General features: G+C 58.1%; 15 protein-coding genes. 5 read left to right on the top strand and 10 right to left on the bottom strand.

What is annotated here, in order from left to right; translation table 11 throughout:
* From ACIPIZ_RS26695 to ACIPIZ_RS26720, 6 genes are all read right to left on the bottom strand, one after another.
* A partial coding sequence (locus tag ACIPIZ_RS26695; protein WP_401168421.1) for an ABC transporter permease subunit occupies window positions 1-320 on the bottom strand: 320 nt, incomplete at its 3' end.
* A 193-nt stretch (window positions 321-513) separates the two neighbouring features.
* Window positions 514-1,440 carry a glutamate/aspartate ABC transporter substrate-binding protein gene (locus ACIPIZ_RS26700; RefSeq protein WP_064391980.1) on the bottom strand — a complete coding sequence of 309 codons (927 nt, stop codon included), beginning with the start codon at window positions 1,438-1,440 and terminating at the stop codon, window positions 514-516.
* 429 nt (window positions 1,441-1,869) lie between these two features.
* Complete coding sequence (gene glpD, locus ACIPIZ_RS26705) at window positions 1,870-3,411, bottom strand: glycerol-3-phosphate dehydrogenase (protein ID WP_064391978.1); 1,542 nt, start codon at window positions 3,409-3,411, stop codon at window positions 1,870-1,872.
* A 261-nt stretch (window positions 3,412-3,672) separates the two neighbouring features.
* A complete protein-coding gene (locus ACIPIZ_RS26710) occupies window positions 3,673-4,428 on the bottom strand; it encodes a DeoR/GlpR family transcriptional regulator (protein WP_007916700.1) in 756 nt (251 codons plus the stop codon).
* Between the two features lie 95 nt (window positions 4,429-4,523).
* Window positions 4,524-6,026, bottom strand: coding sequence for a glycerol kinase GlpK (gene glpK, locus ACIPIZ_RS26715; protein ID WP_007916698.1), 1,503 nt, complete (start codon window positions 6,024-6,026; stop codon window positions 4,524-4,526).
* Between the two features lie 77 nt (window positions 6,027-6,103).
* Entirely contained in the window at window positions 6,104-6,955 is an 852-nt protein-coding gene (locus tag ACIPIZ_RS26720; RefSeq protein WP_064391976.1) for an MIP/aquaporin family protein, read from the bottom strand.
* A gap of 362 nt (window positions 6,956-7,317) precedes the next feature.
* Here ACIPIZ_RS26720 and ybaK point away from each other — a divergent pair, with 362 nt between their 5' ends.
* Window positions 7,318-7,788, top strand: coding sequence for a Cys-tRNA(Pro) deacylase (ybaK, locus tag ACIPIZ_RS26725; RefSeq protein ID WP_064391974.1), 471 nt, complete (start codon window positions 7,318-7,320; stop codon window positions 7,786-7,788).
* Window positions 7,789-7,886: 98 nt separating this feature from the next.
* Complete coding sequence (locus ACIPIZ_RS26730; RefSeq protein WP_105707133.1) at window positions 7,887-8,669, top strand: PhzF family phenazine biosynthesis protein; 783 nt, start codon at window positions 7,887-7,889, stop codon at window positions 8,667-8,669.
* A gap of 78 nt (window positions 8,670-8,747) precedes the next feature.
* Here the strand turns inward: ACIPIZ_RS26730 and ACIPIZ_RS26735 are convergent, their stop codons facing one another.
* Both ACIPIZ_RS26735 and argF read right to left on the bottom strand, forming a co-directional pair.
* Window positions 8,748-9,857 carry an ABC transporter ATP-binding protein gene (locus ACIPIZ_RS26735; RefSeq protein ID WP_401168426.1) on the bottom strand — a complete coding sequence of 370 codons (1,110 nt, stop codon included), beginning with the start codon at window positions 9,855-9,857 and terminating at the stop codon, window positions 8,748-8,750.
* Window positions 9,854-10,774: an ornithine carbamoyltransferase gene (gene argF, locus ACIPIZ_RS26740; RefSeq protein WP_105707129.1), complete on the bottom strand. Its 921-nt coding sequence runs from the start codon at window positions 10,772-10,774 to the stop codon at window positions 9,854-9,856. The genes ACIPIZ_RS26735 and argF overlap by 4 nt, the downstream gene beginning before the upstream one ends.
* 402 nt (window positions 10,775-11,176) lie before the next feature.
* Between argF and ACIPIZ_RS26745 the strand changes: the two genes are divergently transcribed.
* The 3 genes from ACIPIZ_RS26745 to grxD all read left to right on the top strand — a co-directional run bounded on the left by ACIPIZ_RS26745 (window position 11,177) and on the right by grxD (window position 14,146).
* Entirely contained in the window at window positions 11,177-11,467 is a 291-nt protein-coding gene (locus ACIPIZ_RS26745) for a hypothetical protein (protein WP_027612069.1), read from the top strand.
* Between the two features lie 134 nt (window positions 11,468-11,601).
* Window positions 11,602-13,707 (top strand): molybdopterin oxidoreductase family protein, encoded by a 2,106-nt coding sequence (locus ACIPIZ_RS26750; protein WP_064391966.1) that lies wholly within the window; start codon window positions 11,602-11,604, stop codon window positions 13,705-13,707.
* Between the two features lie 97 nt (window positions 13,708-13,804).
* Window positions 13,805-14,146: a Grx4 family monothiol glutaredoxin gene (grxD, locus tag ACIPIZ_RS26755; RefSeq protein WP_008079424.1), complete on the top strand. Its 342-nt coding sequence runs from the start codon at window positions 13,805-13,807 to the stop codon at window positions 14,144-14,146.
* Window positions 14,147-14,334: 188 nt separating this feature from the next.
* Here grxD and bfr read toward each other — a convergent pair whose 3' ends face one another.
* Complete coding sequence (gene bfr / locus ACIPIZ_RS26760) at window positions 14,335-14,808, bottom strand: bacterioferritin (protein ID WP_016986653.1); 474 nt, start codon at window positions 14,806-14,808, stop codon at window positions 14,335-14,337.
* Window positions 14,809-15,009: 201 nt separating this feature from the next.
* The gene (locus ACIPIZ_RS26765; RefSeq protein WP_003227725.1) at window positions 15,010-15,228 is read right to left on the bottom strand and encodes a bacterioferritin-associated ferredoxin; all 219 of its coding nucleotides are present in this window, start codon (window positions 15,226-15,228) and stop codon (window positions 15,010-15,012) included.
* Window positions 15,229-15,575 lie beyond the last annotated feature (347 nt).

Genomic DNA, 15,575 nt, shown 5'->3' on the forward strand with positions numbered 1-15,575 from the left:
CGACCGTTTGAACCAACGTGACGGTTATCGCCTGTATGGGCGAAACGGCACGCCATAATGAAAAAACCGCTGATCCCGAATTCCGGAATCAGCGGCACGTTGCGAAACAGTTCCACGTAGCAGGTCGCGATGCCCGATACGATACGGTTTGGCACCGTGCGCATGACCCCCAGAATGGAGCCCAGCAGCAAGGCGATGATCCATGCCACGATGGCAATGGCAATGGTCCAGCCCAAACCGGAGACGTACCAGTCGAGATAGGTCTCGCTGCCGACGCCGGTGGACTTGAAGAACACGCCCCAGTCCCAGTTGTAATTCATTAGGGTCTCCCCTCGAGATCGATCGATGTACAAGCACCCGCTTGGGGAAGATCCTTTCCCGCCTGACGTTGAACGTCAGGCACACGCGATCGGCTCGAAAACCGCCAGGTCGAGTGTTCCACAGTACAGCCCGCAGGTAGTAACAGACGCCTGAGGGAGAGTGGCTCCCTCAGGCAATAAGGTTAGTCAGGAATCAGATTTTTACGTCAGGCGCCGGCTTGTCGCTCGGGTTGGCGATCAGATCTTTTACCTTGTCGCTCATCGGGAAGTTCAGGTTCAGGCCTTTTGGTGGAATCGGGCTCTCGAACCACTTGCTGTAGATCTTGTTGATCTCGCCGGACTTGTACAGCGCAACGATGGCGTCATCGACAGCCTTTTTGAAGGCCGGGTCATCTTTGCGAACCATGCATGCGTAGGCTTCGAACGACTGCGGCGTACCGGTGATGATCCAGTCAGCCGGCTTCTTGGCCTTGGCTTCTTCGCCGGCCAGCAGGGCGTCGTCCATCATGAAGGCAACGGCGCGGCCGCTTTCCAGCATGTTGAAGGATTCGCCGTGGTCTTTGGCGGAGATGATGTTCATGCCCATCTGCTTATCGGCGTTCATCGCTTTGATGATGCGCTCGGACGTGGTGCCCGCGGTGGTTACGACGTTTTTGCCTTTGAGGTCGGCGAAGTCAGCGTAGGACGGCTTGCCTTCCTTGTCTTTCTTGACCAGCAGACGGGTGCCGATTTCGAAGATGTTGACGGTGAAGTCGACTTGCTGGGCGCGTTCGGCGTTGTTGGTGGTCGAGCCACACTCGATGTCCGCGGTGCCGTTCTGGATCAGCGGGATACGGGTTTGCGAGGTCACCAGGTTGTATTTGACCTGCAGATCGGGCTTGTTCAGGTCTTTTTTCAGGGCTTCAACGATGGCCACTTGAATGTCGTGGGAGTAGCCCACTGGCTTGCCGGAAGCATCGGCAATGTAGGAAAACGGAATGGAGCTGTCGCGGTGAGCGAGCGTGATGGTGCCCGAATCGTTGATTTTCTTCAGGGTGCCGGTGAGTTCGGCGGCGAAAACTGGCGTGCTGATCAGAGCGGCCGCAATGGCTGCGCCCAGGATATGGGGAACGATGCGCATCAAATTTTCCTCGAATTGTTTTTTTTATGGAGCCAGTTCGTCGGCCCTTTTGTGCTTCGAATGCCTGACGGCTCCTGAAGTGTTGGCACAACAGGCATTCGTCGAGAGAGTGTAGAGCATGAGTCGTGCCAGACCAGTCTCGAATGCTTAAAGTTATGATTTATAAGGATATTAAAGTTTTGTGGCAGATTTTTTTGTGGGGAGTGATCCGGTTTACCGAATTGACCGGGGAGTCTCGTTCGGAAAACCGAACGAGGTTTTGTAGGAGTGAGCCTGCTCGCGATAGCGGTGTGTCAGGCGCCAGGTATGTTGATTGACACACCGCCATCGCGAGCAGGCTCACTCCTACAGGGGTAGCGGTGTGTCAGGCAAACAAAAAAAACCCTGAACCTTACGATTCAGGGGCTTTTTGTTTAACCAATGTTCAAATCACGCCGCTTCAATCTTGCTACGGTTCTGCTCAACCTTACCCAGATACGCCGCAAGCTTCTCCTGCTCCGCCGGAGTGGTGAACAGACCGAGCTTGCTGCGACGCCACAGAATGTCATGCGCCGTGGTCGCCCACTCTTCGCTGCACAGGTAATCGACTTCACGGGTGTAGAGCCCGCCGCCAATGTGCTCGCCCATGTCGGCGAGGCTTTCCACGCCTTCGAGCATGCGCCAGGTGCGGCTGCCGTAGGTGGTGGCCCAGCGACGGGATATCTCGGTCGGCACGAAGTCAAACTTGTCGCGAATCAGCGCGCTCAAGGCTTGTGGCGTGGTCATGTCTTCACCGCCGGGCAAGGTGGCCGTGGCGGTCCAGCTCGGGCGCATCTGGGTGAAGAACGGCATCAGTTGCGCCATCGCCGACTCGGCGAGTTTGCGGTAGGTGGTCAGCTTGCCGCCGAATACCGACAGCAGTGGCGCTTCTTCGCTGTTGCCCGACAAGGCCAGGGTGTAATCGCGGGTGACCGCCGACGGGTTATCGGATTCGTCGTTGCACAGCGGACGTACGCCTGAGTAGCTGTGCTGGATGTCGTCGCGGCTGATTTGCTTCTTGAAGTGGGCGTTGACCACTTTCAGCAGGTAATCGGTTTCGCCGTCGGTGATTGCCACTTTCGCAGGGTCACCGGTGTACTCACGGTCGGTGGTGCCGATCAGGGTGAAGTGGTTGTTCAGGTACGGAATGGTGAAAACGATGCGCTGATCTTCGTTTTGCAGGATGTGCGCGTGATCACCTTCGTACAGTTTCGGCACGATGATGTGGCTGCCCTGAATCAGGCGGATGCCGTACGGCGATTCCATCTTCAGGTCGTCACGAATGAACTTGGCGACCCACGGGCCGGCGGCGTTCACCAGCGCTTTGGCGGTGATCGAAAACAGGCTGCCGTCGGCGCGTTCCAGGTTCAGGTGCCACAAGCCTTTGGCGCGGCGGGCGCTGACGCAACGGGTCTGGGTGTGCACGTGGGCGCCTTTTTCACGGGCGGCCATGGCGTTGAGTACCACGAGGCGGGCGTCGTCGACCCAGCAGTCGGAGTATTCGAAGCCTTTCTTGATTTCACTTTTCAGTGCGCTGTCGGCGCCGAACTTGAGGCTTTTCGAACCAGGCAGTTTTTCGCGCTTGCCGAGGTTGTCATAGAGGAACAGGCCCGCGCGGATCATCCACGCCGGGCGCAGGTGCGGACGGTGCGGCAGTACGAAGCGCATCGGTTTGACGATATGCGGGGCCTTGGCCAGCAGCACTTCGCGCTCGGCCAGCGCTTCACGCACCAGACGGAATTCGTAATGTTCGAGGTAGCGCAGACCACCGTGGATCAGCTTGCTGCTGGCCGACGAAGTGTGGCTGGCGAGGTCGTCCTTTTCGCAAAGGAACACCGAAAGTCCGCGACCGGCGGCATCCGCTGCGATCCCCACACCATTGATCCCGCCGCCGATAACGGCGACGTCGTAGATCTCGGAGATTGGGGGCGTACGCAAGGTAGAGGTGGACATCGGCTGGCCTCGGGTTCTTTTGATTTTCTATATTGGAAATCGAACATTAATGTTCATTTGCGAAAATGGTAGCCCATAAAGACGCGCGCAGCCAGTCACGTTCGATTGAAAAAACTCATCGAAGGCCAGAGAAAGGAAAAAATACGAACATTAAAAGCGAAAAGATCCCATTCTTCGGCAGATCCTACATGGGTTCACGTAACCTGTAGGAGCTGCCGAAGGCTCGGGCCGCGATCGGACGATCTTTTGATCTTGGGGGGGTTAAACGACTTCCAGGCGAATCTTGTGCTGACTCAACAACTGCGCCAACGCTGGCACCGGCTGCTGATCGGTCACCAGGCAATCGATCAGGCTGATCGGCCCCAGGCGAATCATCGCGTTACGCCCGAACTTGCTCGAGTCCGCCGCCAGAATCACTTGCCGCGCATTGGCAATGATCGCCTGGGAAACCCGTACTTCCTGATAATCGAAATCCAGCAGGCTGCCGTCTTCATCAATGCCGCTGATCCCGACCAGGGCGAAATCAACTTTGAACTGATTGATGAAATCCACGCTGGCCTGACCGACAACACCGCCATCACGACGCACATTGCCGCCGGTCAGCAACACATCGAAATCATCCTTGGCACTGAGCATCGACGCCACGTGCAGGTTGTTGGTGATGATTTTCAGGTGATTGTGATTGAGCAGGGCGCGGGCAATCGATTCGGTGGTCGTGCCAATGTTGATGAACAGCGAGGCGTGATCGGGAATCTGCGCGGCGATGGCTTCGCCGATGCGTTGTTTTTCATCGCGCATCTGGTCGGCGCGCATTGCATAAGCGGTGTTTTCAACGCTGGAATCATAGGCAGCGCCGCCATGGTAACGGCGCAGCAGATTGGCTTCCGCGAGCTGATTGATGTCGCGGCGGATGGTTTGCGGGGTAACAACGAACAGCGTGGCCATTTCCTCGATGCTCACATAGCCGCGTTCGCGGACCAGCTCGAGGATTTGCTGCTGACGGGGAGGCAGATTCATGGGGCTTCCTTTGGGCTGCCGTGCAAAATTTGCCCATGATGCCGCAGGAATCTCCTCCCGACCAGTTTCCAGCTTTAGTCCGTCCTCAGACTGGCTTATTCAGCGTCTTCACGCGCCCAGTCACGGGTGCGGCTGACGGCTTTTTTCCAGCCTTTGTACAGCTTCTCTTTCTCCACTTCGTCCAGGCTCGGTTCGAACTCGCGCTCGATTACTGCTTTGCCGCGCAGTTCTTCCAGGCTGCCCCAGAAACCGCACGCCAGACCGGCCAGATACGCCGCGCCGAGTGCCGTGGTTTCACGCATTTGCGGACGCTCGACCTGCGTACCGAGAATGTCGGCCTGGAACTGCATGAGGAAGTTGTTCGCCACCGCTCCGCCGTCCACGCGCAGGGCTTTGAGGCGTTCGCCGGAGTCCTGTTGCATGGCGTCGAGCACGTCGCGGGTCTGGTAGGCAATCGATTCCAGCGCAGCGCGGATGATGTGGTCAACGCGCACACCGCGCGTCAGACCAAACAGCGCGCCACGGGCATACGGGTCCCAGTACGGAGCGCCTAAACCTGTGAACGCCGGCACCAGGTACACGCCGTTGCTGTCCTTCACTTTATTGGCGAAGTATTCGGTGTCGTGGGCGTCGTTGATGATCTTCAGTTCATCACGCAGCCACTGCACGGTCGAACCGCCATTGAACACTGCGCCTTCCAGCGCGTAAGCGACTTCGCCACGCGGGCCGCAAGCGATGGTGGTGAGCATGCCGTGCTGGGATTTCACCGCTTTGTCACCGGTGTTCATCAGCAGGAAGCAGCCGGTACCGTAGGTGTTTTTCGCTTGGCCTGGTTCCACGCACATCTGACCGAACAGCGCCGCTTGCTGGTCACCGGCAATACCGCCGATGGCGATGCCGCTCTTGGTGCGGCCGTAGATTTCCGAAGACGCCTTCACTTCCGGGAGCATCTCGCGCGGAATGTCGAGGATCTCGAGCATCTTCGAATCCCACTCCAGCGAGTGAATGTTGAAGAGCATGGTACGCGAGGCGTTGGTGTAGTCGGTGACGTGTACTTTGCCGCCGGTGAATTTCCAGATCAGCCAGCTATCGACGGTGCCGAACAGCAATTCGCCGTTGCGTGCACGCTCGCGGCTGCCTTCGACGTTGTCGAGGATCCACTTCAGTTTGGTGCCGGAGAAGTACGGGTCGGTGACCAGGCCGGTGTTGTCGCGGATGTACTCTTCGTGACCATCACGCTTGAGTTGCTGGCAGATCTCGGTGCTGCGGCGGCACTGCCAGACGATGGCGTTGTACACCGGGCGACCGGTGGTCTTGTCCCAGACCACTGTGGTTTCGCGCTGGTTGGTGATGCCGATGGCGGCGACCTGGTCGTGATGCAGACCGGCCTGCGCCAGCGCTTCAACCATCACCGCGCTCTGGGTTGCAAAAATTTCCATCGGATCATGTTCGACCCAACCGGCCTGCGGATAATGCTGAGCGAACTCGCGCTGCGCGGTGCAGACCACGTTCGCATCGCGGTCGAAAATGATCGCGCGCGAGCTGGTCGTACCCTGATCGAGGGCAATGATGTAGTTCTTATTCTGAATGTCGGTCATGTCGATTGCCTTGGACGAAATAAGGGAGAGTGGGCCGTGGCGCAGGCTCTATTGGGCAGGAGCCTGCGCCGACTGTTTCAAGAGGTTCTTGGTTTGCCGTCAATGGCCGGTTCTGCATCCTTTGTAGCAGGTGTGGCGCCGGTCAGGTGACGGGCGATGAGCCCGCGATACCCGGCTGCGCCGAGGCAGGCACCGACAATCGGTGCAAAAATCGGAATCAGGAAGTACGGAATATCACGGCCGCCAGTGAAGGAAATTTCACCCCAGCCGGTGAAGAAAGTCATCAGTTTCGGACCGAAGTCACGCGCCGGGTTCATCGCGAAACCGGTCAGCGGGCCCATCGAACTGCCGATCACAGCGATCAGCAAACCGATCAGCAGTGGCGCCAGCGGGCCTTTCGGCAGGCCGTTGTTGTCGTCGGTCAGCGACATGATCACGCCCATCAGGATCGCGGTGATGATCATCTCGACCAGAAAAGCCTGAGCAGTGGACAGCACCGGGTTCGGGAACGTCGAGAATACCGAGGCCAACTCAAGGCTGGCGGCCGAACCGCGAACCATTTGGTGAGTTTGTTCGTAATCGAAGAACAGATTGCTGTACAGCGTGTAAACCAACAGTGCACCGCAGAACGCGCCAGCGATTTGCGAGAGGATATAGAAGGGCAGTTTGCGCTTTTCGAAGTCGGCGAAGATTGCCAGTGCAATGCTCACGGCCGGGTTCAGGTGCGCGCCGGAAACGCCCGCGGTGAGGTAGATCGCCATGCTGACGCCGACGCCCCAGATGATGCTGATTTCCCACAGGCCGAAGCTGGCGCCCGCGACCTTGAGCGCGGCGACACAACCGGTGCCGAAAAAGATCAGGAGTGCAGTGCCCAGAAACTCGGCCATGCATTGGCTCGAGAGCGTTGGTTGCTGTAAAGCAGTCGTCATTGAAAACCTCGGTTTTTGTTGTTGTCTGGCGCATTGCCGTCAGGGCAGGGCGCGATTTTCACCGGGTTGGAATCCCCATTCGGTTCCCGGTTTACTGCTGGGTGCTGCAATGATGATAATTCTTACATTATTCAGATTCGAAAAAATATAGACAAGAAACAAACCTGTCAAAGGTCGAAAGTGAACCATCAGTCACAATGTAACTATTCGCTGGATGAATGATCCTGTGTCTGCGGCGTTCCATGGAGTGCTCGGAATGTCTGCAAGCCCCGGCATTCGTGGCTTGGGATAGAGCCTTTTAGGAGCTGATCGCCTAGAATCCGGCAGAAGATTTTTCTGTCACTGCCGAGCCTGGAGCTGCCATGACCCCTGCGTTGGACTTGTTGAAAAAAGTTCGTGCCGAACATCGCGTGCACAGTTACGAACATGATCCAAAAGCCGCTTCATATGGGCTGGAGGCTGCGGAAAAACTGGCACTTGAGCCGGCGCAGGTGTTTAAGACTCTGCTGGCGGCCAGCGAAAAAGGTGAGCTGCTGGTGGCGGTGGTGCCGGTCGTCGGAAGTCTCGACCTCAAGGGTCTGGCCCACGCCGCTGGGGTGAAGAAAGTCGAAATGGCTGACCCGGCGGCGGCACAGCGCTCTACCGGTTATTTGTTGGGTGGTATCAGCCCGCTGGGGCAGAAAAAGCGTCTGCGCACCTTCATTGATAACTCGGCTCAGGGTTTTGCGACTATTTATGTCAGTGCCGGTCGGCGCGGGCTGGAGGTCGAGTTGCCCCCTGCGACTCTCGCGGAACACACTCAGGCCAAATTCGCCGATATCGGGCGTGCCTGAGAGGGGGCTGCGCTGTATGAAGAAAATTGGCCGGTTCTGTCACTGGCGCTGATCCGTCTCGCGCTGCATGCTCTGCCGACTGACTTAGGGAGAAGGTTATGCAGCTTGAGTTTCATCAGGTCGACGCTTTCAGTGATCGGCCATTCAGTGGCAATCCAGCAATGGTGTATCGGCTGGATGCGTGGCTCGCGGATGAGCTGATGCAGAAGATCGCTGCCGAACACAATCTGGCGGAAACCGCGTTTCTCGTGCGTGAAGGCCAAGCCTGGCATATCCGCTGGTTTACTCCGACCACTGAAGTGCCGTTGTGCGGGCATGCCACGCTGGCCAGCGCCCATGTGTTGTTCGAGATCTACCAGGAAGCGGCCGAGCGTATCGACTTCACCAGTAAGTCCGGGCCGTTGAGTGTCAATCGTGAAGAGGGCCGCTTATGGCTGGACTTTCCGTCGATCGTGCCGTCAGAGATTGGCGTGACCCTGGATGTCGAGCGCGCGCTGGGAGTTGAAGCGGTTGATGTGCTCGGTTCCAACGAACTGTTTGTGGTGCTGGAGTCGGAGCAGGCCGTGCTCGATTGCAAGCCGGACATGGTCGCGCTGGCGAAGCTGCCGTGGCTGGGCGCGATCGTCACGGCGCGGGGCAATCAGCATGACTTCGTCTCGCGCTATTTCGCGCCGGCAATTGGCATCAATGAGGATCCGGTGACCGGGTCGACGCACTGCAGTCTGATTCCGTATTGGTCCAAGCGTCTGGGCAAATCGAGCCTGACGGCGTGCCAGCGTTCGGCGCGGGGTGGCGAGTTGTTCTGCCGGCTGGAAGGCGAGCGGGTAAAAATCGGCGGCAATGCAACGCTGGTTGCCAGCGGCACCCTGATCCTGGGTTAAAAGCTAAAAGATCACAGCCTTCGGCAGCTCCTGCAGGGATCAATGCAGGAGCTGCCGAAGACTGCGATCTTTTGATCTTTAAAGCGAGGTGCTGTAGCGGCGGACGCCGTTTTCCGCCGCCGGAATTTGCGCAGCAGTGCTGCCGCAAGCCTGGAACAACACCAGATGTTCAGCGGCAACACGAATCCCCACTTGCGCACCAACCTGATGATCGGCATGGCTGGGGAAAATCGATTCCAGCTGTGCACCGGTCGGCAATTGCAGGCGATATAACGTTGAAGCTCCGAGGAACGTCTTGCCGACAATGCGCGCTTTCAACGCGCTGTCCGGCGCATAAATAATGTCATCCGGGCGCAGCAACACGTCCACCGCGCCGCCAATCGGCCACCCGTACGCCCGGTTGCCGCGCAGCACGCCGAGTTCCGTCTGCACCGATTCCGGGCTGCCGAGCTGGCCGCGAATGAAGTAGCCCTGACCGATAAAACTCGCCACAAACGGCGTTGCCGGTTCGTGATAGAGGTTGTACGGCGTGTCCCACTGCTCCAGCCGACCTTCCTTGAACACGCCAACGTGATCGCTGACGGCAAAGGCTTCTTCCTGGTCGTGGGTCACCAGAATCGCGCTGGTGCCACGTGCCTTGAGAATGTCGCGTACCTCATGACTGAGTTTGCGGCGCAACTCGCCATCGAGGTTGGAGAAGGGTTCGTCGAGCAGCAGCAGTTGCGGCTCCGGTGCCAACGCGCGGGCGAGGGCGACGCGCTGTTGCTGGCCGCCGGACAACTCGTGGGGGAAGCGCTTGCCGAGGTTCTTCAGGTTGACCAGTTCCAGCAGCTCTTCGGTGACGCGCGCCTTGTTCGGGTGCTTGCGAATGCCGAAGGCGATGTTGTCCGCGACGCTCAGATGCGGGAACAGCGCATAGTCCTGGAACACCATGCCGATCCGGCGTTTCTCCGGCGCCAAAGTGAAACCGGCGCGGGAAATGGTTTCGCCGCCAAGGGTGATTTCACCTTCGTGCACCGGCTCGAAACCGGCGATGGCGCGCAGGGTGGTGGTCTTGCCGCAGCCGGACGAGCCGAGCAGGCAGCCGATGTCACCGGCGTTGAGGTGCAGATTGAGGTTCTGCACCACACGTTGCACTTCATCCCCGCCCGCGAGGTTGCGCAGGTTCAGCAGTAATTCATGGCTCATGCGTGGTGATATGCCGGTTCAACGAGGAACTCGAGCAGGGCCTTCTGTGCGTGGAGACGGTTTTCTGCCTGATCCCAGGCGACGGAGCGCGGGTCATCAAGCAGGTCGAGGCTGATTTCTTCGCCACGGTGCGCAGGCAAGCAGTGCATGAACAGCACGTCCTCGGCAGCGAGGTCGAGCAGGGCACGGTTGACCTGGAACGGGGCGAACAGCTTGAGGCGCTTGGCAGTTTCCTCTTCCTGACCCATCGAAGTCCAGACATCGGTGCTCACCAGATGCGCACCGCGCACGGCATCTTGCGGGTCGCGAACGATGGTCACGCGATCGCCAGCCTTGGCCACGAACTCGGGATTCGGTTCATAGCCTTGCGGGCAGGCAACGCGCAGCTGGAAGTCGAACTGGATCGCCGCTTCTATATAGCTGTTGCACATGTTGTTGCCGTCGCCGATCCAGGCCACGGTTTTGCCCTGGATCGAGCCACGGTGTTCAAGGAAGGTCTGCATGTCGGCCAGTAGCTGACACGGGTGCAGGTCATCGGACAGGCCGTTGATCACCGGTACGCGCGAGTTGGCGGCAAATTCGGTCAGAGTACTGTGGGCAAAGGTACGGATCATCACTGCATCGAGCATGCTCGACATGACGATGGCGCAATCGCCGATCGGCTCGCCACGGCCCAGTTGAGTGTCGCGCGGCGAGAGGAAGATCGCCTGGCCGCCGAGCTGGATCATGCCTGCTTCGAACGAAATCCGGGTACGGGTCGAGGATTTTTCGAAGATCATGCCCAGCACGCGGTTTTTCAGAGGCTCGAACAGTACGCCGCGGTTACGCAGGTCCTTGAGCTCAACGCCTCGACGGATCACGCTGACCAGCTCTTCGGGCGTGCAATCCATCAGGGAGAGAAAGTGCCTTGCGCTCATCATTGACTACCTTTTTGCTACAAACCGCAGATGCTCAAAGCCTTGTTTAACGGAACAACGGGCGAGACCTGCGGCGTAAGCCGCACGGGGCGACGAAATAGGGGGAGGCGCGATATTGACACTAAATGTCGCGTTTTTCCAATAGGCTACGTTTTTGCGCGAACAGAGAAGCGTACTGAATGTTGCAGTGCGCATTTAGAGCCGCCATGAGGACAGCAGCGAGCCCCTTTGTACACTGGCCTCGCGGGGCTTGGCAATCAGGCGTAGCGGGGATGGCGTTACTCAGGTCGGTTCAAGACTGCACGGTTACGGATTCGCTTGGTCGGATGGCCGGTGTGAAACATTTGCTAAAGCAAAGTGCTGGGTTATAAATACCTTTCGAGCGACGCAGGAAGCCTCCGCATGGAATCGAAAGAAAAACTGTTAATGGAATTGCTGGGCCATACGGCTCGCTCTCTGACCCATCTCACCGCGTCAGTCACTTCAATGTCTTTTGAGTTGCTGCGCAGCGAAGACGAAGTGGTGAAGACTGCCGGGCGCCACATGATTGACCGCATGGCCACCATCAGCGCCGGGCTCGACGAGCATTGGCGGTTGATCGGCGAACTCACCGGCGTGCACGTCGCCCACGAGCAGATCGAAACCATTCAGGAAATCCAGCTGGCAGCACCGCCGCAGTTGCCATCGAACTGATCGTGCCGGCCTATCGGCCCACCTGATAGGCCTCGATTCACAAGACGAACGTCGCTGGCGCCAGACCTGCGCCGGGGCCATAGTTTTGTTCCCGCGGGCGTGATCGCCCGCCCAGAACAAGACAGAGACTGGCCATGACCAAGACTCTCCACCACCGTGCCTGCCACCTGTGTGAAGCCATTTGCGGCCTGACCATCGAGACCACCGAATCCGAGGGCAATGTCGCGATCTCCTCGATCAAGGGCGATGCGCTTGATACCTTCAGTCGCGGGCACATCTGCCCCAAAGCGGTGGCGCTGCAGGATATCCAGAACGATCCCGATCGCCTGCGCCAGCCGATGCGCCGCGTTGGCAGCGAATGGCTGCCGATCGAATGGGACGAGGCGTTTGCGCTGGTGGCTGGAAAACTGGCGGCAATTCAGGAGCGTCACGGGCAGAACGCCGTGGCGGTCTATCAGGGCAACCCGAGCGTGCACAATTACGGGTTGATGACGCACAGCAATTATTTCCTCGGTTTGCTGAAGACGCGCAATCGCTTCTCGGCGACTTCGGTCGATCAGTTGCCGCATCACCTGAGCAGTTATCTGATGTACGGACACGGCCTGCTGCTGCCGATTCCGGACATTGATCACACCGATTTCATGTTGATCCTCGGCGGTAATCCGTTGGCGTCCAACGGCAGCATCATGACCGTGCCAGATGTTGAGAAACGTTTAAAAGCGATCCAGGCGCGCGGTGGTAAAGTCGTGGTGGTCGACCCTCGGCGCAGCGAGACTGCGGCGATGGCCGATCAGCATTTGTTCGTGCGCCCGGGTGGCGATGCCGCGTTGTTGTTCGGTGTGCTCAATACACTGTTTGGCGAAGGCCTGACCCGCGACAGTCATTTGCCGGTCGACGGGCTGGACGAGGTGCGCGCTGCGGTGGAGACCTTCACCGCCGAGGCCATGAGTCCGCTGTGTGCGGTGTCCGCTGAGCAGATCCGTCAACTGGCGCGGGATTTTGCTGCCGCGCCGAGTGCGGTTTGCTATGGCCGGATGGGTGTTTCGACCCAGGCCTTTGGCACGCTGTGTCATTGGGTGGTGCAGTTGATCAATCTGGTCACCGGCAACCTTGACCGTGTTGGAGGGGCATTGTGCACTGAACCTGCCGTGGATCTGGTGGCGTCGACCTCGGGTGGGCATTTCAACAAGTGGCAGAGTCGTGTTTCCGGGCGTCCTGAGTACGGCGGCGAACTGCCGGTCTCGGCGCTGGCCGAAGAGATGCTCACCGCAGGCGAGGGCCAGATCCGGGCGCTGATCACGGTGGCCGGCAATCCGGTGTTGTCGACACCGAACGGGCGGCAACTGGAACGCGCGCTGGACGGCCTCGACTTCATGGTCAGCATTGACCTGTACATCAATGAAACCACGCGTTATGCCGACCTGATCCTGCCGTCGACCTCGGCACTGGAGAACGATCACTACGACACCACGTTCAACCTGTTCGCGGTGCGCAACGTCACCCGCTTCAATCGCGCGATCCTCGCCAAGCCCGAAGGCGCGCTGCACGACTGGGAGATTTTTGTTGGCCTGGCCAAGGCCTTTGCCGAGAAGACCGGTAAAGAACTGAAACCAACGATGCCGCCGGCGAAGATGATCGATATGGGGTTGCGCATGGGGAGGTACGGTGACGCGTCCGAGCAGCAACTCTCGTTGGCGACATTGTTTGATCATCCTCACGGAATCGACCTCGGCGCGTTGAAAGCGAACCTGGCACCGCGCCTGAAAACGCCGAACCAGCGTGTGCAGGCTGCTCCGCCAGAGATCCTTGCCGACCTCGCGCGTTTTGCCGCGCTGCAAGCACCGGCGGCCGATGAGCTGTTGATGATTGGTCGTCGTCATGTGCGCAGCAACAACTCATGGATGCACAACTATCACCGCCTGGTGAAGGGCAAGCCACGCCATCAGTTGCTGATGCATCCGGACGATCTGGCCAGCCGTGGACTCAACGATGGACAACTGGTGCGTGTGAGTTCACGGGTCGGGCAGATTGAAGTGGAGGTGCTGGGCAGTCTCGACATGATGAAAGGCGTGGTCAGCCTGCCGCACGGTTGGGGCCATTCACGCCCGGGCGTGCAAATGGCGATTGCCAGCGGCCAGCCAGGTTCGAGCGCCAATGACCTGACCGATGAATGTCAGCTCGACGAGTTGTCGGGAAACGCGGCGTTGAACGGCGTGCCGGTCACTGTAGCGGCAGCGTGAGCATGTCTGTCGGGGAGACCGAGCATGGCGCTCGGGATTCCGTTACAATGCGCCACCGTGCCGACCCATGAGTCGGAAAGTTCAGCCGAGGTGCTCCATGGATATCATCGAAACGATTAAAGAGCAGATTGCCAACAACACCATTCTGCTTTACATGAAAGGCTCGCCGAATGCCCCGCAGTGTGGCTTCTCCGCGAAAGCTGCGCAGGCTGTGATGGCGTGTGGCGAAAAGTTTGCGTACGTGGACATCCTGCAGAACCCGGAAATCCGCGCCAACCTGCCAAAGTACGCCAATTGGCCGACTTTCCCGCAACTGTGGGTCGGCGGTGAGCTGGTCGGCGGTAGCGACATCATGACCGAGATGGCTGCAGACGGTTCGCTGCAAAGCACCATCAAGTCGGCTGTTGAAGCGGCTGCGGCGAACAAGTCCGAAGCCTGATAAGGCCGGGTTTCGCGCGACACCTCCTGCTCCTGTAGGAGCTGTCGAGTGAAACGAGGCTGCGATCTTTTGATCTTCAGCCAATAAAAAGCCCCGCACCTTGAAAGAGGGCGGGGCTTTTTAGTGCGTTCGAAAAGTTACTGCAAGTTGCCGGTGCAATCTGAAAAGATCGCAGCCTGCGGCAGCTCCTACTCTTCGCCCATCTGCGATTGCAGATAGTTCTCAAGACCGACTTTATCGATCAGGCCCAGTTGGGTTTCCAGCCAGTCGATATGTTCTTCTTCGGATTCGAGAATGTCTTCGAGCAGTTCACGGCTGCCGAAGTCGCCAACGGTTTCGCAATGCGCGATCGCGGTCTTCAGGTCGGCGTGGCCGGTCTTCTCGATACGCAGATCGCACTCCAGCATTTCCTGGGTGTGCTCGCCGATGTGCAGCTTGCCCAGGTCCTGTACGTTGGGCAGGCCTTCGAGGAACAGGATGCGCTTGATCAGCTTGTCCGCGTGCTTCATCTCGTCGATGGATTCTTTGTATTCGTGCTTGCCGAGCTTGTTCAGACCCCAATCTTCATACATGCGTGCATGCAGGAAGTACTGATTGATCGCGACCAGCTCATTGGCAAGGATCTTGTTGAGATGCTGGATGACTGTAATGTCGCCTTTCATGATCGGAGTCCTGCCCTGTATTCGCTGTATATACGGCAGAGTTTGAGCCTCGTATTTATAAGTGTCAAACCTAAGTTATTGAATAATAAATGAAAATTAATCGGAATAAGAATGTTTGTGTTCCGCGTCTAGAGCGTAAGCAATTGATTTTCGGGCATAAAAAAACCGGACATAAGTCCGGTTCTTTGAAATGGGGTGTTATTACGCAGCAGTAAATTCTACCGGATAGGGGATCGCAGCCTGAGCGGTTTGCAGCTTGGTCAGGGTTTCGCGAACCACTTCCTTGGCGAGGCAGGCACATTTGCCGCATTGGCTGGCGACGCCGGTGGCCTGGCGGACTTCTTTATAGCTGCAGCAACCTTCATAGATCGCTTCGCGGATCTGTCCGTCGGTGACGCCAGTGCAGAGACAAACATACATAAGTGAGAACCGTCGCTGGTTGTGACTCAATTGCGATGGATCTTAATAATAACGAGAATGATTGTCAAAGTGCTTTGCGAGGCCTTTTCACCAGATTGGCGCGTGACTGACGAACGGTGATTACTGGCGATCTGCCTGGCCCCGTAAATGCAGCCTTGTGATCGGCAGACTGCAAAAAACCGTTAAGGACAGGCCAAATTCGCAGTGTATGATGGTCGGCCCTTGCGAAGGGGGTTCGTGTCACAGGGCTGTCGCCTGAGGGTGGCAGGCTGGCCCGGACCCTGAACTTCAAGTTTTTACACCAGGAGATATCAATGAGCGTACTCGTAGGCAAACAAGCCCCTGAC

Source organism: Pseudomonas sp. NPDC087690, from assembly GCF_044743175.1.
Taxonomy (GTDB): domain Bacteria; phylum Pseudomonadota; class Gammaproteobacteria; order Pseudomonadales; family Pseudomonadaceae; genus Aquipseudomonas.